The sequence below is a fragment of the Micromonospora polyrhachis genome, from assembly GCF_014203835.1.
Classification (GTDB): Bacteria; Actinomycetota; Actinomycetes; order Mycobacteriales; family Micromonosporaceae; genus Micromonospora_H; species Micromonospora_H polyrhachis.
Genome location: NZ_JACHJW010000001.1, coordinates 4,779,027 through 4,797,210, shown reverse-complemented (window position 1 = coordinate 4,797,210; position 18,184 = coordinate 4,779,027). Strand labels below are relative to the sequence as shown.

The 18,184-nt window shown below is 69.4% G+C and carries 16 protein-coding genes; 8 read left to right on the top strand and 8 right to left on the bottom strand.

The window, feature by feature from the left end:
- Positions 1–5: 5 nt before the first annotated feature.
- The gene (locus FHR38_RS21065; protein ID WP_312882313.1) at positions 6–908 is read right to left on the bottom strand and encodes a tryptophan 2,3-dioxygenase; all 903 of its coding nucleotides are present in this window, start codon (positions 906–908) and stop codon (positions 6–8) included.
- Positions 909–1,054: 146 nt separating this feature from the next.
- Between FHR38_RS21065 and FHR38_RS21060 the strand changes: the two genes are divergently transcribed.
- The 3 genes from FHR38_RS21060 to FHR38_RS21050 all read left to right on the top strand — a co-directional run bounded on the left by FHR38_RS21060 (position 1,055) and on the right by FHR38_RS21050 (position 3,224).
- Positions 1,055–1,492 (top strand): Lrp/AsnC family transcriptional regulator, encoded by a 438-nt coding sequence (locus FHR38_RS21060; RefSeq protein WP_184536288.1) that lies wholly within the window; start codon positions 1,055–1,057, stop codon positions 1,490–1,492.
- A gap of 186 nt (positions 1,493–1,678) precedes the next feature.
- Positions 1,679–2,191 (top strand): hypothetical protein, encoded by a 513-nt coding sequence (locus FHR38_RS21055; protein WP_184536287.1) that lies wholly within the window; start codon positions 1,679–1,681, stop codon positions 2,189–2,191.
- Between the two features lie 223 nt (positions 2,192–2,414).
- Complete coding sequence (locus tag FHR38_RS21050; protein ID WP_376771421.1) at positions 2,415–3,224, top strand: class F sortase; 810 nt, start codon at positions 2,415–2,417, stop codon at positions 3,222–3,224.
- A gap of 35 nt (positions 3,225–3,259) precedes the next feature.
- On the opposite strand, the gene FHR38_RS21045 is transcribed toward FHR38_RS21050, so the two are convergent.
- The gene (locus FHR38_RS21045) at positions 3,260–3,811 is read right to left on the bottom strand and encodes an HNH endonuclease (protein WP_184536285.1); all 552 of its coding nucleotides are present in this window, start codon (positions 3,809–3,811) and stop codon (positions 3,260–3,262) included.
- 374 nt (positions 3,812–4,185) lie between these two features.
- Here FHR38_RS21045 and FHR38_RS21040 point away from each other — a divergent pair, with 374 nt between their 5' ends.
- The 3 genes from FHR38_RS21040 to FHR38_RS21030 all read left to right on the top strand — a co-directional run bounded on the left by FHR38_RS21040 (position 4,186) and on the right by FHR38_RS21030 (position 7,350).
- Positions 4,186–5,247 (top strand): mechanosensitive ion channel family protein, encoded by a 1,062-nt coding sequence (locus FHR38_RS21040; RefSeq protein WP_376771420.1) that lies wholly within the window; start codon positions 4,186–4,188, stop codon positions 5,245–5,247.
- 254 nt (positions 5,248–5,501) lie between these two features.
- Entirely contained in the window at positions 5,502–6,854 is a 1,353-nt protein-coding gene (locus FHR38_RS21035; protein WP_184540003.1) for an MFS transporter, read from the top strand.
- A 67-nt stretch (positions 6,855–6,921) separates the two neighbouring features.
- On the top strand, positions 6,922–7,350 hold the full coding sequence (locus tag FHR38_RS21030) for a globin (protein ID WP_184536284.1): 429 nt from the start codon (positions 6,922–6,924) through the stop codon (positions 7,348–7,350).
- A gap of 9 nt (positions 7,351–7,359) precedes the next feature.
- Here the strand turns inward: FHR38_RS21030 and FHR38_RS21025 are convergent, their stop codons facing one another.
- The 5 genes from FHR38_RS21025 to ettA all read right to left on the bottom strand — a co-directional run bounded on the left by FHR38_RS21025 (position 7,360) and on the right by ettA (position 12,079).
- Positions 7,360–8,271 (bottom strand): septum formation family protein, encoded by a 912-nt coding sequence (locus FHR38_RS21025; protein WP_184536283.1) that lies wholly within the window; start codon positions 8,269–8,271, stop codon positions 7,360–7,362.
- 78 nt (positions 8,272–8,349) lie between these two features.
- Positions 8,350–8,943: a type III secretion system chaperone family protein gene (locus FHR38_RS21020; RefSeq protein WP_184536282.1), complete on the bottom strand. Its 594-nt coding sequence runs from the start codon at positions 8,941–8,943 to the stop codon at positions 8,350–8,352.
- 131 nt (positions 8,944–9,074) lie between these two features.
- The gene (locus tag FHR38_RS21015; RefSeq protein ID WP_184536281.1) at positions 9,075–9,920 is read right to left on the bottom strand and encodes a DUF8185 domain-containing protein; all 846 of its coding nucleotides are present in this window, start codon (positions 9,918–9,920) and stop codon (positions 9,075–9,077) included.
- 22 nt (positions 9,921–9,942) lie between these two features.
- Complete coding sequence (locus tag FHR38_RS21010; RefSeq protein ID WP_184536280.1) at positions 9,943–10,410, bottom strand: acyl-CoA thioesterase; 468 nt, start codon at positions 10,408–10,410, stop codon at positions 9,943–9,945.
- Positions 10,403–12,079, bottom strand: a complete 1,677-nt coding sequence (gene ettA / locus FHR38_RS21005; protein WP_184536279.1) for an energy-dependent translational throttle protein EttA — start codon at positions 12,077–12,079, stop codon at positions 10,403–10,405. The genes FHR38_RS21010 and ettA overlap by 8 nt, the downstream gene beginning before the upstream one ends.
- 284 nt (positions 12,080–12,363) lie before the next feature.
- Here ettA and FHR38_RS21000 point away from each other — a divergent pair, with 284 nt between their 5' ends.
- Positions 12,364–13,764 (top strand): alpha,alpha-trehalose-phosphate synthase (UDP-forming), encoded by a 1,401-nt coding sequence (locus FHR38_RS21000; protein WP_184536278.1) that lies wholly within the window; start codon positions 12,364–12,366, stop codon positions 13,762–13,764.
- An 11-nt stretch (positions 13,765–13,775) separates the two neighbouring features.
- A complete protein-coding gene (gene otsB / locus FHR38_RS20995) occupies positions 13,776–16,364 on the top strand; it encodes a trehalose-phosphatase (RefSeq protein WP_184540001.1) in 2,589 nt (862 codons plus the stop codon).
- A gap of 101 nt (positions 16,365–16,465) precedes the next feature.
- Here otsB and FHR38_RS20990 read toward each other — a convergent pair whose 3' ends face one another.
- Positions 16,466–18,109 (bottom strand): glycoside hydrolase family 10-like protein, encoded by a 1,644-nt coding sequence (locus tag FHR38_RS20990; RefSeq protein ID WP_246446672.1) that lies wholly within the window; start codon positions 18,107–18,109, stop codon positions 16,466–16,468.
- Positions 18,110–18,184 lie beyond the last annotated feature (75 nt).

The window sequence follows — 18,184 nt, the reverse complement described above, 5'->3', positions numbered from 1 at the left end:
CAGCGTCACATGGCCGTACGGGCCGACCACAGCTCCGGGAAGACCACCCGGGCCATGCTGCGCTGCAACCAGGCGGCACCGGCGGAACCACCGCTTCCGGCCTTGGCGCCCATCGTGCGCTGGACCGCCTGAAGATGTCGATAGCGCCAGTCCCCGAATTGTTCGGCCACCTCGGTCAGCGCCTCACCGAGCAGGCGCAACTGGTTGTCCGGCCCGTCGTCGGCGTAGATCTCCACCCAGGCGGATTCGACCTCGGGGCCGGGCTGATGCTCGACGGCGAAGTCCCGGTGCAGCAGCCCCGCCGGCAGGTCGAACCCGCGACGGGCGAGCAGGTGCAGCACGTCGTCCCAGAGGCTGGGTGCCGCCAGGGTGCGCCGCAGAGCCGCGTACGTCTCCGGCTGCCGCCGAAACGGCCGGACCAGGGCCGCGGTCCGGAGACCAAGCAGGAATTCGAGCTGCCGGTACATCGCGGACTGGAATCCGGACCCCTCGCCGAGCAGGTCTCGGAACCGGTTGAAGTCGCCCGGGGTCATCCACCTCAGCCCGTGCCAGGCCGCGTTCAGCCCTTCCAGGTGCAGTGCGGCCCGGCGCAGCGGACGCAGCGCGGTCCAGACGTCGTCGGCGCGCAGCAACCGTTGCGCCTCCCGCAACTCGAAGCAGGTCAGTCCGAAGTAGAGCTCCATGATCTGGCTGACCATGAGGAAGGACATCTCCCCCGGGTCGTCGCTCAACGTACGTTGGAGGCTGTGCAGCGTGCTGGCGTGCACATACGTGTCGTACGGGACCCGGCCGGTGTGTTCGAGGGTTGGCTCGCCGGCGTTGGCCGCTGCCTTGGCAGCCCGCTTGCGCGCGGTGGTGGGACGAACCTTGACGTTGCCGGTCGATGTTCGCAGATCGGCGGTCTCCACCTGTGTTTCCCTCCTCGTGCCCGGTACCGTCATGATCCCGCTGGCAGGGCCCACCGAGGAATGCCGATTCAACGGCGGTTCGGCCGTCCCACCCTCCCGGCCGGGACGGATTTCGCGAGCCCACTTAACGAACGGAAGGTGGTGGCGTGGACGACGTGGACTGGGCGCTGCTGCGCGAGTTGCAGGCGGATGCCCGACTCTCGTTCAGTGAGCTGTCCCGTCGGGTCCACCTCTCCCCGCCCGCCGTCGCCGAGCGTGTCCGGCGACTGGAGGAGTCCGGCGTGATCACCGGCTATCACGCACACGTCGATCTGACCCGGGCCGGTCGTACGGTGGTGGCGCTGATCCGGATGTCCTGTTACGGCCCGGACTGCATCCTGCGTGACCCGTCGATCGTCGACTGGCCGGAAATCCTGGAGATCCACCGGATCACCGGGGACGCGTGCAGCATGCTCAAGGTCGCCGCCGGCTCGATCGACGCATTCGAGCAGGTCATCGACCGGCTCTCCCGGCATGGTCAACCGTCGAGCACGATGGTGCTCTCCACCCCGCTCGACTGGCACCCGGTCGTCCCGCTCGAATAGCCAGCTCTCGTCAGACACGATGCCCGTGTCGAACGCTTTGCGAATGGTTGTTGCCGCAGGTCGCCGTACTGGACACACGACCACAAACAGCAGGGGCACCCGATGCGTGTGCTCCCTCCGAGGGCGGGAACGCAGGGCCCGATGGGGACACGCACGCACGACCGGTCCAGGCCGGAAGGGGGAGCCATGCGGGGTCCAGGATTCGTCGGACGTGCCTTCGCCACCGGCGCGGCCGGCGTCGCGCTGACCGGGGCACTGGTGCTACCGGGTGCCGCCGCGCACGCCGGTAACACGTTCGTCGAGGTCACGCCGAACACCGTCCAGTCCGGCGAACGGGTGAGCATCCGAGCCAACTGCGACGACGGGAACAATCGTCAGGGCAACGTGCAGTCCGACGCGTTCGGCCGGGTCATCGTACGACCGGACAACGGCTTCCTCACCGGAGCGGCGACCGTACCGAGCAGCCGCCCCCCGGGCCAGTACGGAGTGAACCTCACCTGCCAGAACGGCAACACCGCCACCACCACCCTCACCGTGGTCAACATGAGTAAGCCCAGTCAGGGCCCGGCGACCGGGGCTGGCGGCTCCGCCGGTGGGCTCAGTCCCACCGTGCTGGCCGGTGGGATCGCCGCAGTGGTCCTCGGCGCCGGGCTAGCCCTGTTCGGGCTGCGGCGGCGGCGACCGGAGCTGGGTCCCTGACCCGTCCGGGACCATGGCGGATCGTCGCGCGTCGGGCGACCCTCGACGCAACCAGCCCCTGCGCGCCCTCAGGCGGATCGTCGCCCAGGCCTCGGTGGCCAGCGTCACGTCGGCGGAGCCAGCCGCCGCTCGGCCGGCTGCCCGTACGGCGGAACCGGCCCGGCCTCGGTCGACCCGGCCGGCGCGATCCGAGCAGCGGTCCGGGCAGCAGTCCAGGCAGCCCGTGCCGTCGGCTCGGACGGCGCAGCCAGCGCGGTCTGCTCAGCCTGCGCGGTCTGTTCACTCCGCGCGGTCTACTCAATCGGCGCTGTCTGCTCAATCGGCGCTGTCTGCTCAGTCCGCGCGATCCGGGCAATCCGCGCGATCAGCGCAAGCTATACGAAAGGCACGTCGTCGGGGTCGGCGGGGCGGCCGGTGGCGTCTGCTGCTCAGCCCGGTGACCGTGATCGTCGTGCTGATGGTCCTCATCGTCAGTGGGCTCGTCGTCGAACGGATCACCGGTGTCCCGGTCCTGCCCAGCGGGCTGACCGCCGGGTTGCGGCCACCACCGCGCAAGTTCCCGGTACTCGCGGCGAGCCAGCCGGTCAGCGTACGTAGTCAGGCGATCCAGCTCGACGCACCGGTGCACAACGTCGGTCTCGCCCAGGACGGCACGATCGCGGCCCCCAGCGCGGAACGTGCCCAGGAGGCCGGCTGGTACGACCAGGGCCCCACCCCGGGCCAGTACGGTCCTGCGGTGATCGTCGGACACGTCGACACCCGGACCGGGCCGGCGGTCTTCCACAACCTGGTCCGGCTACGTCCCGGCGACCGGGTCGAAGTCGACCGTCAGGACGGCACGGTAGCGATCTTCGAGGTGAACTCGACCAAGAGCTTCGACAAGGCCCAACTCCCGGTGGCCGAGGTGTACGAGGACTTCAGCCGCCCCAACCTGCGGCTGATCACCTGCGGCGGCCGATGGGTCGGTGGCACCACCGGGTACGCCGACAACCTGATCGTCTTCGCGTCCCTGGTCGCGACCCGCCCGGCCTGATCTCTCCGGGCCCACCCCGAGGGGCGGCCGACAGATCAGGCGGCGGGCTCGACCTGCCGTAGCTCGACCTCCTGCAGGTCCAGCCAGTCGGCCCAGCGGGGATCGGGTGCCCGGTGCCCCAGGACCCGCCAGGCGGTGCCCTTCGGGGCGGCCGGCGGGACGGGCAACCGCCAACCCAACTCGGCCGGAGTCCGGTCGCCCTTGGTGTGGTTGCACCTGGCGCAGGCCGCGACCACGTTCTCCCAGGCGTGCCGGCCGCCCCGACTGCGGGGGAAGACATGGTCGATGGTCTCCGCCGGCCCTCGGCAGTAGGCGCACCGCCAGCCGTCCCGCGCGAAGATCGCCCGCCGGGAGAGACCGACATGGGTCCGGTAGGGCACCCGGACGAACCGCGTCAGCCGGACCACCGAGGGCACCGGCAACGCGTTGCGGGGACTGTGCAGGATGCCGTCGCCGTCTGCGACACAGACCGCCTTCGCCGAGAGGACGAGGATCGCGGCTCGACGTACTGACACGACACACAGCGGCTCGTATGTGGCATTGAGCACCAAGGCTCCGGAGCCCGCCATGGGTCGTATGTCAGGCATCGTGCTCACCCTCTCGGTCGTGGTCCCGCTCGCTCCTGCCTCACCCGCCGGGGTCCGTGGCCCGCCAGGTGGCGACCGCAGCCGACACCGGCGGATCACCGGCGTCCGTGCGCCAATAGTCCCCGATAGGTGCCAGGATTGCACGTACTAATCGGGGGTCCGGCTTGAAGCTTTTTCACGGTGTGCCAAGATGACCGGTTCCGCATCGCCGACCACACACGTCAGTAGGGGCGGGGCGGGGCCTCAACCACCAAGCCGACGCCTCCGGACCGTACGCGCTCGTCATCGCCAGTCACCCGTCTGGACAGCGCTCCCCGCCACCAGTCGGCGGGTCGGACGCCGACCGTCGTTCCCGGTGCGGTACTAAAACACCCGTGAACCCCGCGACTCCGACCGTCGATCGACTTCTCGTGCTGGCTGCCGAGGAGACCCCCGCCCCGAGCCAGAGCTGCTTGGACGACGTGCTCTGCGACCAGATGTGGCGGCTGTTCGACTCCGCCTGGTTCGCGGAGAGCAGCTACTACATCCTGGTCAAGCCACTGCGCATCATCATGATCTTCCTGATCGCGGTGCTGGTGCGCTGGTTGCTGCACCGCACCATCTGGCGGCTGGTCCGCAGCACCTCGCAGGGCGCGGTGCCGGCGGTGCTCAAGCCGCTGCGCGAGCGCATCCCCACCGCTGGCGGCGACCCTGGTCTGGTCTTCCCCGAACGTCGCCGGCAACGGGCCGAGGCGATCGGCTCGGTGTTGCGCAGCCTGGTCACGGCCGTGGTCTTCTCGATCGCCGTACTGTTGATCCTCAGCGAGTTGAGCTTCGACCTGGCCCCACTGCTGGCCAGCGCGGGCATCGCCGGCCTGGCGATCGGTTTCGGCGCGCAAACCCTGGTCAAGGACCTGCTCGCCGGATTGTTCATGCTGCTGGAGGACCAGTACGGGGTCGGCGACACGGTCGACCTGGGCGAGGCGACGGGCACCGTCGAGGCGGTCGGGCTGCGGATCACCACCATCCGGGACGGCCGGGGGGTGCTCTGGTACATCCGCAACGGCGAGATCGTCCGGGTCGGCAACAAGAGCCAGGGCTGGGCGATGGTCGTCGTGGACATGCCGATCGGCTTCGCCAGCACCGAGGAGGCGACCGCTGTGCTGCGTACGGCGGCGGAGTCGGTGGCGGTCGACCCGGAGCTGTCCACGGAGATCGTGGAGCCGCCCGACGTGCTCGGGGTCGAACAGATCACCGTGGACGGTGCGGTGATCCGTACCGTCGTCAAGACCACCGCCGACGGGCAGTTCTCGGTGGCACGGGAACTACGCCGGCGGCTCACCGAGGCGCTGGAGAACTCCGGAATCACCGCCCGTATCGCCGCGTCTCGGATGTTCCCCCGTTCGGCTACCCCACCGGACGGCGACGGTGGCACCGGACAGGGTGGAGCCACCTGAGATACCGGTCTGACCAGGGCGGTTATTCATCGACGATGGGGTCGCGCGCCAGGCGGAGGGTCAGGTATCGTCCGTTCGTTCAGTCATTGATGCGACGCACTAGCCGTTCGCACTAGCCAGGTTGTCAGACGATCGGGCAGAATTCGGGACAGCTAATCCCGGAGCGTAACGAAGCCCTCGCTGATCCGCCACATCTGACGACGTTCCCGGCAGCTCCATCAGCAGTGGTCAGCGGCCGAGAACGATGGAGGCGCCTGGTGTCCGACGAGCGAAACGCCCACGAAGGGCCTGCCACCTTCCGTGAAGTTTTCGCCCAGTCCGAATTCCGGGCGGTCTACGCCTCCGGCGCGCTGACCTGGTTTGGTGACTACCTCACCAAGGCGGCCGTCACCATGCTGGTCTACGAGCAGACGGACTCGGTGGCGATGTCCGCCGCCGCCTTCGCGGTGAGCTTCCTGCCCTGGCTGATCGGCGGCCCACTGCTCACCACGCTGGCCGAGCGCTATCCATACCGCCGGGTCATGGTGGTCTGCGACCTGGTCCGGATGGGCCTGATCTCGCTGGTTGCCATCCCCGGGCTACTGCCGAGCCAGGCGATCCTGGTCGTGCTCTTCGTCTCCGCCCTGGCCAACCCGCCGAGCCAGGCGGCCCGGTCGGCGCTGATGCCGACCATCCTCGCCGGCGACCGGCTGGTCGTCGGGCTCGGCCTGATCACCAGTACCGGGCAGGCTGCCCAGTTCGCCGGCTACCTGGCCGGGGTGGGCCTCGCCTCGATCAACCCGCACCTGGCCCTGTTCGTCAACACCCTCACCTTCGCGCTCTCCGCGGCGCTCATCCGGTTCGGCGTACGACACCGGCCATCCGCCATGACCGCCGCCCACCGTAGCCACCTGTTGCGGGAGACCGCCGAGGGGTTCCGGATCGTCTTCGGCACCCCCGTGCTCCGTGCCATCGCGATCCTGGTCTTCTCCTCGATGCTCTTCGCCATCGTGCCCGAGGGGCTCGCCGCCGCCTGGGCCGACAAGCAGAGCAACGGCGAGAACGCCCCCCTCGCCCAGGCGATGATCATGGCCGCCAGCCCCGTCGGATTCATCCTCGGGGGTCTGGTGATCGGTCGGGGCATCCGGCCGGAGCTGCGTCAGCGGCTGATCCGGTTCTTCGCCATACTCTCGCCGCTGGCGCTCGTACCGGCCCTGCTGAACCCGCCGGCCCCGGTGGTGGCCCTGCTGACCGCGATCACCGGCTTCGCCGTCGCCGGACTCATGCCGGTGGCCAACGGCCTCTTCGTCCGTGCCCTCCCGCACGGCTACCGGGCTCGGGCCTTCGGAGTGATGGGCACCGGCACGCAGGTCATGCAGGGGGTGGCCGTACTCCTGACCGGCCTGCTCGCCAACCGGTACTCGATCCCGCTCACCGTCGGGTTGTGGAGCCTGGCGGGTACGGCGTTGATGCTGATCACCGTCCTGAAGTGGCCGACACCGGATCGGTTCGACGCCGCCATCGTCGAGGCACGGCGCAGTGACCCGGACGACGAGAGCGAGCAGCCGGCGACCTCGGGTCCGCAGAGCCGCCCGCCCACCTCCCAGGCCGGCGTCGGATCGATGTGAGACAGGCCGCATCCGCCGTCGTACCCACGCGTCAATCCTGGCGCGGACAAGCTGGCAGGATGGAACGGTGAACCCTGCGAGTGAGCCCGCCCAGCCGCAGCCGGCAACGACCTTCTTCGACGCGATCGGCGGCGAGCCGACCTTCCGTAAGCTGGTCGACGAGTTCTACGTCGGTGTCGCCACCGACCCCGTGCTCCGCCCGATGTACCCGGAAGCCGACCTCGGTCCGGCCAACGACCGGATGCGGTTCTTCCTGATGCAGTACTGGGGTGGCCCGAACACCTACTCGGCGCAGCGGGGTCATCCACGCCTGCGGCTGCGCCACGCGCCGTTCCGGGTCGGGGCGGTGGAGCGCGACGCATGGCTGCGTCAGATGCGCCGGGCCGTGGACAGCCTCGAACTTCCCGAGGAGCACGACCACATGCTCTGGGACTACCTGGAGCGGGCCGCACACTTCATGGTCAACGTGGATCCAGCCGACGAGGCCGGTTCCTGAGTCACCCCGCTAGGCCGTTTGGATCGGCAGGGCGGTGACTCCGCCGCCCTTGAGCGACCGGTTCAGCACCCGGCTTCCGAGGTACAGGAAACACCGGATGCCCCGGTCACCACGGGCCCATGCCTCCTCGGAGGGGGTACGGTACGCCGTTCCCGTCCGATACCTGATCATCCCGTCGTCCGGCACCCCCACGTACCGGGCGATCACCGACCGGCAACTGCGATGGTTACGGCCGGGATCCCGGTCGACCTCGGCAAGGTCGTTGAGTGGGGTGGTCCAGATGCCGACGTACTCGAAGTGGTGTGCCTGGCCGCAGGGCTTCGGCACCAGAGCCGACCACTCGTTCTCGTCGAAACAGCCGTGCGCCAGCGGGGAGGGCTGGCTGAGCGCCCCCCGCAGGCTGCCGGTGTGGTCGACCGGGTGGTCCTCACGGTGTTTCCTCGCGCTCACGCCATCGATCGCGCCGAGCGCGAAGATGTCGCAGCGATACCAGCGGCTACCCCCCGCCCACCCGCCCGGCGATGGCAGTACCACCTGCACCGTCAGTCGGGCGCCCCGCCAGTCGGCACCGACGAACTGCTGTGCCCGGGTGTCACACTCCGGAAAGAGCCCCCGCAGAGCCACCGAGTCGACGGCTGGCGGGCTGGGGCGGTTCGCGTACTCGGCGGGCAGCTCTCCGACGTACAGGGTCTCGGCCTTGTGGGTCCTGGCGCAGTCCGTCGGGTTGTAGGCGCTCAGATAGCCGACCTTGTCGGCCGAGGGATGGCAGACGCCGGCCTGGGGGGCGAACTGCCGCGCCGTCGGAAGCGCCTTCCAGTCGTCGGTCAGGTCCCCGTCCGTGCCGGCCGGTACGCCGCACCCGGCCAGCAGCACCACCGCCAGGACACCGGAGACCGCCCCGCCCCACCATCGCCGCCGCATCGCACCCTCCGGTCCCGCACAGCCGCAGCGCAGCATACGGGACCGGACCGTGGCGAGTAGCCCTGCGGGTGGAGGGAGTTAGAGCAGTGCCCCCTCGTCGTGCAGCCAGTCGACAAAGGTGCTGGCCACCGCCGCGCCGCAGTCGAGCATCTCGACCAGCAACGCGTCGTGCGCTCCGGCGTTCAGTGGAACCTGCAACTCGGCATAGATCGGCAGCTGACCGCGTTCGGTCGGGTCGCCCACGTACGCCTTGCAGAACCGTCGGGTGTGGTTCCACTCGTTGACCACCCGGTAGGCCCGGTCGGCCCAGTCCGGCGGAACGGTGGCGTGCGGGCGGGCCCGTACGACGAGGATCTCGTCTTCCGGCCCCTCCAGTGTGAACAGCACCGCGTGCCGCTCCCACATGGCCAACAAGTTGCCGTCGCCATCGGCCAGGTAGCGCACGTCGAGCAGGTCGAGGGCGTTACCGATCCGGTGCAACGTGACCGGGGCGATGTCGCCGGCCATCTCCTTCATCGTGGACCGCTCTGCGGACAGGCAGTCGTGTTCGGGCTCGCGTGGTGCCGGCGGACCGACCCGTACGCTGCCGTCAGCAGTAGCAGCAGAAGACCTGCTTCGAGTTTCCGGCTCACCGCCACCGGTGTGACCGGGGCGCCATGACCACCACGGCATCGATCGCGCACCTCGCTCCCCAGCGGATCCAGCCGCCTACGGTGCGTTGGATCCGAGGGACGACGGTACCCGTACAGTCGGCTGAGGGCACCCCCCTAACGACAGCACCAAACCAGACGTACCAGGGGACATCATCCGTTCGGTGGAACTTGCACGGGCCGCATCACAAGATTACTGACCTTGAGTGACCATGCGACTCCGTATGGTGCAGATAGGCCGATCCAGTTACCGGCGAGCCGCACCTGCACCGGACTGTCGCCCGGCACGCCAGCCGGCTCGGTGCCGCCGGCATCCGCAATGCTGCCGACGGTTGGCGTGCCGTCGGCATCCGCGGTGCCCTCGGTGGCCGCTGCCCTCTCGGCCGGTCCGGCCGGGCCGAGGAAGCCCATCCGGACGATCCCCTGCACGAGCCGTTGCGACACCTCCGCTTGGACCGGAGGTGCCCCGTCGGCGGCGGGCTGGGTCACCACCACCGCCACGTGGTCCAACAACGCGTCGCGTACCGCCCGCTGCCCCACCGCCCGGCCACCGACCCCGGACGCCTCGGCGCTGCGCAGCGTGCCGGCCGCCGCCGCGGCGATACGCCGCAGCTCCGCGCCGGGCAGCATCTCCACGACCCGGCTGGCCGAGGGCGGCAACGGCCAGCGCCAGTCCGCGTCCCGGCGGTACGGCAGGTCGGTCCCGTTACGCGCCAACTCGGCCAGCAGGTCCCGGACCGCCACCGTGACGTCCCCCGGGCCGACTCCGGCCACCATCCGGCCGACCAGCACGTTCCACGGCAGTCGAGCCCAGAGCGCGGTCCGGTGGACGCCACCGGGCGACTCCGACGGTGGTACGGAACGCAGCCGTACCACCGCCGTCCGGTCCAGCCGGTTCAACCGGGCCAGGAAGGCTCCCGCGTCTGCTACTCCCACCAGGCCGTGCCCGGCCGGGGACCAGCCGGGCTCGTCGGCGGGTCGCCGCTGCCCGGTCACCATCCGGCGACCCGTCCCGAGCCGATCATCGTCGACCGTCGCCGGCCGTCGGATCCGCGATCGTGTACGGCAGCAGGAACGCCCGCTCCGCGTCGGTGATCCGCCGAGGCCGCTGCTGCTCCAGGTCGAACGGTACGAGCACCGAGCGGGCCCGGCTGGCCAACACCTCGCCGTCGAAGAGTTCGTAGGCGACGGTGAAGCTGGACACCCGGATCTCCGAGATCCACATCTCGATCCGGACCATGGGTGCCTCTTCCGCCGTGGCCCGACCCATCGCGTAGTCCACCGGGCGTAGGTAGTCGACCTCGTGGCGCCGGATGACGACTCCATCGGCGAACGAGCTGACTCCCCACGCCCGGCCGCCGGAGAACATCAACGCCACCCGGGCCTCCTCGTAGAGGGTGAGGAAGCGGGCGTTGTTGACGTGGCCGTACGCGTCGAGGTCGGACCACCGCAGCGTGCAGTGGTAGACGTACCGCTTGCCGTCAGTCACGGGTGAGCTTGCGGTAGGTGACCCGGTGCGGCCGGGCGGCGTCGGCACCGAGCCGGTCGACCTTGTTCTTCTCGTACGCCTCGAAGTTGCCCTCGAACCAGAACCACTTGGCCGGGTTCTCGTCGTCGCCCTCCCAGGCCAGGATGTGCGTGGCGACCCGGTCGAGGAACATCCGGTCGTGGGAGATGACCACGGCGCAGCCGGGGAACTCCAGCAACGCGTTCTCCAGCGAGGAGAGGGTTTCGACGTCGAGGTCGTTGGTGGGCTCGTCGAGCAGGATCACGTTGCCACCGATCTTCAGCGTCAACGCCAGGTTGAGCCGGTTGCGCTCACCGCCGGAGAGCACCTTGGTCGGCTTCTGTTGGTCGGGGCCCTTGAAGCCGAAGGCGGCCACGTACGCCCGGGACGGCATCTCGACCTTGCCGACCATCAGGTGGTCGAGCCCGTCGGAGACGACCTCCCAGACCGTCTTGTTTCCGTCCAGGCCGGACCGGTTCTGGTCGACGTAGGAGAGGGAGACCGTATCGCCGACCTTGACGCCGCCGCCGGTGGGCTGCTCCAGCCCGACGATGGTCTTGAACAGGGTGGTCTTGCCGACACCGTTGGGGCCGATGATGCCCACGATGCCGTTACGGGGCAGCGAGAAGCTCAGGTTGTCGATCAGGATCCGGTCGCCGAAGCCCTTGGTCAGGCCGTTCGCCTCGATGACGGTGTTGCCCAGGCGCGGGCCCGGCGGGATCTGGATCTCCTCGAAGTCCAGCTTGCGGGTCTTCTCCGCCTCGCTGGCCATCTCCTCGTAGCGGTCCAGCCGGGCCTTGGACTTGGTCTGCCGGGCCTTGGCGTTGGACCGGACCCACTCCAGTTCCTCGGAGAGCCGCTTCTTCATCTTGGCGTCCCGGCGGCCCTCGACTGCCAGCCGAGCGGCCTTCTTCTCCAGGTAGGTGGAGTAGTTGCCCTCGTAGCCGACGGCCCGGCCCCGGTCCAGTTCGAGGATCCAGCCCGCCACGTTGTCCAGGAAGTACCGGTCGTGGGTGATGGCGATGACCGTGCCGGCGTACTTGGCCAGGTGCTGCTCCAGCCACTGCACGCTCTCCGCGTCCAGGTGGTTGGTGGGCTCGTCGAGCAGCAGCAGGTCGGGGGCCTCCAGGAGCAGCTTGCACAGCGCCACCCGGCGCCGCTCGCCACCGGAGAGCTGGGTGACGTCGGCGTCCGGCGGCGGGCAGCGCAGCGCGTCCATGGCGAGTTCGAGCTTGGAGTCGACGTCCCAGGCGTCGGCGTGGTCCAGCTCCTCCTGGAGCTTGCCCATCTCCTCCATCAGCTCGTCGGAGTAGTCGGTGGCCATCTGCTCGGCGATCTTGTTGAACCGGTCCAGCTTGGCCTTGGTCTCCGCGACCGCCTCCTCGATGTTGCCGAGGACGGTCTTGCTGTCGTTGAGCGGCGGCTCCTGCGCGAGCAGGCCGACGGTGTAGCCGGGCATCAGCCGGGCCTCGCCGTTGCTCGGCCGGTCCAGCCCCGCCATGATCTTGAGCAGGCTGGACTTACCAGCGCCGTTCGGACCGACCACGCCGATCTTGACTCCGGGCAGGAAGCTCAGCGTCACATTGTCCAGCACGACCTTGTCGCCGTGCGCCTTGCGCGCCTTTTCCAGGACGTAGATGTACTGGGCCACGGTGCGGCCTACCTCCAGAGTCTTGAACGAGAGTCAGTGGGCGGTGATGCGCCCCGCAAGTCACGGACGGCGATTGATGCCGCGCACGCCACCCTCAATCCTGACAGGTTCCACCCCGTCCGCCCACATCACCCCGCTCGAACGCCCCAACCCGGGCTCCTGTTAGCAAGATCACCAAGCGGTTTCATCAGCCGGCTCGATGGGGCAGTGAGAGTGCCACGGGGCGCGGCTACGCTCAGTACGCTCATGCGGTGAACCCGTAACCACCCGGAGGTGTTCGGATCGTGACGGTACGTAGCTCGTTCGTGGTCGTGGCCAACCGCCTGCCGGTTGACGAGGTGACCACGCCCGAGGGACGACAGTGGCGCCGAAGTCCGGGAGGACTCGTCACCGCGCTCCACCCGGTGCTGGTGGCCCACCAGGGAACCTGGGTCGGCTGGGCTGGCGGTGTCGGCGCGGCACCGGAGCCGTTCGAGTTGGACGGTATCGGACTGCACCCGGTCCCGCTCAGCGCCGAGGAGTTGGAGCGCTACTACGAGGGGCAGTCCAACGCCACGATCTGGCCGCTCTATCACGACGCGGTCGAGACTCCCGCCTACAAGCGCCGCTGGCGGGAGGCGTACCGGCTGGTCAACGCCCGATTCGCGGAGGCCGCCGCCGAAGTCGCGGCCGAGGGCGCGACGGTGTGGGTGCAGGACTACCAGCTCCAGCTCGTCCCGGCGATGCTCCGGGAGCTCCGCCCCGACCTGCGTATCGGCTTCTTCCTACACATCCCGTTCCCGCCGATCGAGCTGTTCATGCAGATGCCGCTGCGTGCCGAGGTGCTGCGCGGCCTGCTCGGCGCGGACCTGGTCGGCTTCCAGCAGCGGCTGGCGGCGCAGAACTTCGTCCGACTGGCCCGGCACCTGCTCGGGCTGCGCTACGCGGGACAGATGATCCAGGTCGACGGCCGCCAGGTGAAGGCTGGCGCCTTCCCGATCTCGATCGACGTGGCCGAGATGGAGCGGATGGCCACGGACCCGGCGGTGCAGGCCCGGGCCAAGCAGATCCGGGCCGAGCTGGGTGACCCGAAGACCGTCATCCTCGGCGTCGACCGGCTGGACTACACCAAGGGCATCGAGCTTCGCCTCAAGGCATTCCGAGAGCTGTTGTCTGACAAAAAGTTGACAGTTCCCGAGGCGGTTATGGTGCAAGTCGCCACACCCAGCCGCGAGCGGGTCGAGCACTACCAGGCACTTCGGGTCAAGGTAGAGCGCGAAGTTGGTCGGATTAATGGCGAATTTGGGCGTGTCGGCGTGCCGGCCGTCCATTATCTCCACCAGTCGTACAGTCGCAGTGAACTGGCCGCGCTCTACTGCGCGGCTGACGTGATGATGGTGACCCCCCTGCGAGACGGAATGAATCTGGTGGCCAAGGAGTACGTCGCATCGCGTGCCGACACTGGCGGCGCGCTCGTGCTCAGTGAGTTCGCCGGCGCCGCTACCGAGCTGCGTCAGGCTTTCCTCTGTAACCCGCACGACCCCGACGGTGTGAAGGACGCCCTGCTGCGTGCCGTACACGTCGACAAGGTCGAGGCCAAGCGCCGAATGCGAATCATGCAGCGTCATCTGCGGACCCACGACGTGGGGCAGTGGGCGCGGTCCTTCCTCAAGGAGCTGGGCGTACCCGACAAGGAGGCGGCGTGAAGACTGCCGTCCTGGACGGCGCACCGCCGGCCGCCGACGCCATCGACCCCGCGCTGCGGGCCGCTGTCGGCCGCATCGCTCGGGTGCCCCTGCTACTGATCGCGTGCGACTACGACGGCACACTGGCACCGATCGTGGAGGACCCGACCAAGGCGGTACCGCTGCCCGAGTCGGTCGCTGCCATCCGGGCGCTCGCGGCACTGCCGCAGACCACCGTCGCGGTCGTCTCCGGACGTGCGCTCCGTGACCTCGCGGCCCTCTCCCGGCTGCCCAGCGAGGTCCACCTCGTAGGCAGCCACGGGTCGGAATTCGACATCGGCTTCGTGGAGCGGCTCTCCCCCGAACTGCTGGAGGTACGCACCCGGCTTCGCAACGAGCTGCGCACGATCGTCGCCGACCAGACCGGTGTACGGCTGGAACGAAAGCCGGCCAGCATCGCCGTACACACCCGGGGGGCGGATCCGCAGACCCGGGCTGCGGTCGTGGCGGCGGTGCTCGACGGCCCAGCCACCTGGCCGGACGTGACGGTCACCCAGGGCAAGGAGGTCATCGAACTCTCGGTGGTCGCCACCCACAAGGGGACCGCGGTCGACCAGCTCCGTACCCAGATGTCGGCCAGCGCCGTCCTGTTCATCGGTGACGACATCACCGATGAGAACGCCTTCGGCAACCTGCACGGCCCGGACATCGGCATCAAGATCGGTCCGGGCGAGACCAAGGCCGGTTACCGGGTCGACGAGCCGATCGAGGCCGCCCGGGTGCTCGGTCTGCTGCTGGAGACCCGGCGGCACTGGCTCTTCGGCGAGCGGGCGGTGCCGATCGAGCGGCACTCGATGCTGGCCAACGGCCGTACCGTCGCCCTGGTCACCCCCGAAGCCAAGCTCACCTGGCTCTGCCACCCCAAGCCAGACTCGTCGGCGATCTTCGCCGACCTGGTCGGCGGCAGTCCGGCCGGGCACTTCAGCATCGCTCCGGAACGCGGCGGCCTGCCCCTGGGCCAGCGCTACCGGGCCGGCACGATGACCGTCGAGACCCGCTGGTCCGGGTTGACCGTCACCGACTGGCTGGACCGGCCCTCCAGCGACGCCGTACCGGCCGGCAACGCGGTGATCAGCGGCGACTCGACCCTGGTCCGGGTCCTCACCGGCTCCGGCCGGGTGCAGTTGGAGTTCGCCCCCCGGCCCGAGTTCGGTCAGGTCGCGGTGCAGTTGCAGCCGCTGGGCGACGGGTTGCTGGTGCTCGGCTCCAACGAGCCGGTTTCGCTCTACTCCCCTGGCGTGACGTGGGACGTGGTGGCGGACGGTGGCTACGAGACGGCTCGGGCCCTGGTCGACCTCTCCGCCGCCGGTGGCTCGATCACCGTGGAACTACGGTTCGGCTCGCACAGTCTGGAGCACCACCGGACCCCGGTGCACGAGCGTCAGCTCGCCGCCGAGCGCCCCTGGCAGGACTGGGTGGCGGAGCTACGGCTGCCCACCACCTCTCGGGACATGGTCGCTCGCAGCGCCCTCACCCTGCGCGGGCTGTGCCACGAGGCCACCGGCTCCATCCTCGCCGCCGCGACCACGTCGCTGCCGGAGGAACTGGGCGGGGTACGCAACTGGGACTACCGCTACTGCTGGCTGCGGGACGCGGCGATGACCGCCCGCGCGCTGGTGGACCTGGGCTCGATCACCGAGGCCGAGGCCTTCCTGCGCTGGGTCGACGGCTGCATCGAACGCACCGGCGGGCACCCGGAACGGCTGCACCCGCTCTACACGGTCGACGGCTACGAGCTGGGTGCCGAGGCGGTCATCGACACCCTCCCCGGCTACGCCGGCTCCCGGCCAGTACGGGTCGGTAACCTGGCCAACCACCAGCTCCAACTCGACGTCTTCGGCCCGATCGCCGATCTGCTGGCGGCCGTGGCCGACCTGCGTGGCTCGGTACGGGACTCCGAGTGGCGAGTGCTGGAGAACATGGTCGAGGCGGTCAGCCGCCGGTGGCACGAGCCCGACCACGGCCTCTGGGAGGCCCGTCTGCCGCCCCGGCACCACGTCTACTCCAAGGTGATGTGCTGGATGACGGTGGACCGGGCGCTGCACATGGTCCGCCAGCACGGTGACGGCGACCGGCCGGACTGGGTCGAGCTGCGGGACCGGATCGGGCACAACGTGCTCGAGTACGGCTGGCACGAGGGTGTCGGCGCCTACAGCGTGGCGTACGGCGACGAGGAGATGGACGCCTCCTCGCTCTGGATCGGCCTCTCCGGGCTGCTGCCCGACGACGATCCCCGGTTCCTGGCCACCGTCCTCAAGATCGAGGCGGATCTGCGTAGCGGACCGGTCGTCTACCGCTACCACTGGGACGACGGTCTGCCGGGCCGGGAGGGCGGGTTCCACATCTGCACCGCCTGGCTGATCGAGGCGTACCTGCGGACCGGCCGGCGGTCGGACGCCGAGGAGCTGTTCCGGCAGATGGTCGACACCGCCGGGCCGACCGGACTGCTTCCCGAGCAGTACGACCCGCTCGCCGAGCGGGGGCTGGGCAACCACCCGCAGGCCTACAGCCACCTCGGTCTGATCCGCTGTGCCCTGCTGCTGGACAACATGGTCAAGTAGTCGGCCAACCCGCCAAGGCAGTTGTTGGTCATGAAGTTATCGCCACGCGTACCGGCGTGTCGCAGGCGATAACTTCATGACCAGCTAGCTCGAAACCTGGATCAGTTGGCGGTCGAGACGGTGGCCGGGGTGCTTTCGTGGTGCAGCCGGGACACGGCGGTCACCAGGTAGGTCACCGTACCGACCGGTGGCGGCGTGGTGTCCACGAAGCGCTGGGTGCCGCTGCCCGCCCGAGGCAGGGCGATCAGGTTCCGGGCGGCCTCGATACCGCAGCCGGCCCCGTCCGCCCGGTAGACCGCGTAGTACGTCGGGGTCGTACCACCGCTGGGAGCGGTCCAGGTCAGCTCGACCCCGCCGCTGGTCCGGGTGGCGGTCAACCGCACCGGTACGCCGGGAGCCGAACCGCCGAGCCGGGTGTTCACCGGCACCAACGCCGGGTACCGGTAGAAGTCGGTGCGCAGCCGATCGGCGAACCCGAGCGGGTTGGCCAGCAACTCCTCGATCGAGTAGTAGATGTCACCGGACACCCGGTGGCTCCGGTTGAGCACCAGGTGCTGCGGCATCTCCTCCGGGTCGCCCCAGGAGGTGATCCGGTACGCCGCCTGACCGATGTAGAGCTGCACGTTCGTGCCGGACACCACACTGGACCACCAGGGCATCAGCACCTCGTACGCCGCTGCGGCGAAGCCGGTGGTCCAGTAGAGCTGCGGGGCGATGTAGTCCACCCACCCCTGCTTGACCCACTTGCGGCTGTCCGCGTAGATCGCGTCGTAGGACTGGAGTCCCGAGGTGGCCGAGCCGAGCGGGTCGGTGGACTGGTTGCGCCAGATCCCGAACGGCGAGATGCCGAACCGTACGTGCGGCTTGGCCTGCCGGATCCGGGTGCCGACCTCCTGCACCAGCGTGTCGACGTTGGACCGCCGCCAGTCGGCGAGCGATCGGCCGGCACCGTATGCGGCGTACTCGGCGGCGTCGTCGAAGATCTGCCCGCTGACCGGGTACGGGTAGAAGTAGTCGTCGAAGTGCACACCGTCGAGGTCGTACCGGGTGACCGCGTCCATGATCGCGTTGACCGTGTGCTGCCGGGCGGCCGGCACCCCGGGGTTGTAGAAGAGCTTCCCGTCGTAGCGCTCCACCCAGCTCGGATTACGCCGGGCCGGGTGCGAGGTGACCAGTTTCGTCACGTCCGGCTGGGTGCTCACCCGGTAGGGGTTGAACCAGCCGTGCAGTTCCAGGTTGCGGGCGTGCGCCTGGGTCACGGCGTAGGCGAGCGGGTCGTAGCCGGGGTTGTCGCCCTGCGTTCCGGTCAGGTACTGCGACCAGGGTTCCAGGGTGGACGGCCAGAACGCGTCGGCAGCCGGTCGGATCTGGAGAAACACCGCATTGAGCCGCAGCCCCTGCGCCCGGTCGAGCAGGGTACGCAGCTCGGCCTGCTGCGCGGCTACGGACAGCCCGGTCCGGGACGGCCAGTTGATGTTGGCCACCGAGGCGATCCAGGCAGCCCGCAGTTGCCGCTTGGGGAGGTCACCCACTGGACAGCCGTCCTCGGCGGTGGACTGTGCCGCCGACAGCGGGGTGCCCTCCGGCGTCCCGGACATCGGGGCAACCGCCCCCGCCCCCGCGTCCGATCGGGTGGTAGCCCCGGCGGAGTGGGATACCGCCCCACCGACCGTCGCCACGGCGGCGAGGGCCGCCATCACCGCCGTGACAACCAGTCGTCGCTCACGTAGGAAGCTTCTCGCCATCAGGACACCTCCGGTCCGGCAAGGCATGGACAGGCCGGCCGGAGCCGCCCCCAGATTGGCGACAAGTTTCGCGCA

What these genes read in the sequence shown, in the direction of transcription:
- FHR38_RS21055 (WP_184536287.1), top strand. Translation starts at nt 1,679, where the DNA reads ATGCGGGGTCCAGGATTCGTCGGACGTGCCTTCGCCACCGGCGCGGCC.
- FHR38_RS21045 (WP_184536285.1), bottom strand. Translation starts at nt 3,811, where the DNA reads ATGCCTGACATACGACCCATGGCGGGCTCCGGAGCCTTGGTGCTCAAT.
- FHR38_RS21025 (WP_184536283.1), bottom strand. Translation starts at nt 8,271, where the DNA reads ATGCGGCGGCGATGGTGGGGCGGGGCGGTCTCCGGTGTCCTGGCGGTG.
- FHR38_RS21020 (WP_184536282.1), bottom strand. Translation starts at nt 8,943, where the DNA reads ATGCCGTGGTGGTCATGGCGCCCCGGTCACACCGGTGGCGGTGAGCCG.
- FHR38_RS21015 (WP_184536281.1), bottom strand. Translation starts at nt 9,920, where the DNA reads ATGGTGACCGGGCAGCGGCGACCCGCCGACGAGCCCGGCTGGTCCCCG.
- FHR38_RS20990 (WP_246446672.1), bottom strand. Translation starts at nt 18,109, where the DNA reads ATGGCGAGAAGCTTCCTACGTGAGCGACGACTGGTTGTCACGGCGGTG.